Here is a 521-nt window from a genome sequence, read left to right as displayed (position 1 = left end):
GCGATCCTGGTGTGCTCGGCCGCTGACGGCCCGATGCCGCAGACCCGCGAGCACATCCTGCTGTCGCGCCAGGTCGGCGTGCCGTACATCGTCGTGTTCCTGAACAAGGCCGACATGGTGGACGACGCCGAGCTGCTCGAGCTGGTCGAGATGGAAGTGCGCGAGCTGCTGAGCAAGTACGACTTCCCGGGCGACGACACCCCGATCATCTCGGGCTCGGCCCGCCTGGCGCTGGAAGGCGACCAGAGCGAGATCGGCGTGCCGGCGATCCTGAAGCTGGTCGATGCGCTGGACAGCTGGATCCCGACCCCGGAGCGCGACATCGACAAGCCGTTCCTGATGCCGGTGGAAGACGTGTTCTCGATCTCGGGCCGCGGCACCGTGGTGACCGGCCGCATCGAGCGCGGCATCATCAAGGTGGGCGACGAAATCGAGATCGTCGGTATCCGTCCGACCGCCAAGACCACCGTGACCGGCGTGGAAATGTTCCGCAAGCTGCTGGACCAGGGCCAGGCGGGCGA

At 67.0% G+C, this 521-nt stretch carries 1 protein-coding gene; it reads left to right on the top strand.

Features of this window, described 5'->3' with window-relative positions:
* On the top strand, positions 1-521 hold a 521-nt coding region (locus ABB34_RS14655), incomplete at both ends, for a GTP-binding protein (RefSeq protein WP_245625465.1).

It is taken from the genome of Stenotrophomonas daejeonensis, assembly GCF_001431505.1.
Lineage (GTDB): Bacteria > Pseudomonadota > Gammaproteobacteria > Xanthomonadales > Xanthomonadaceae > Stenotrophomonas > Stenotrophomonas daejeonensis.
Note: the sequence above shows the minus strand (reverse complement) of the source record. Positions and strands in the feature narration are given on the sequence as shown.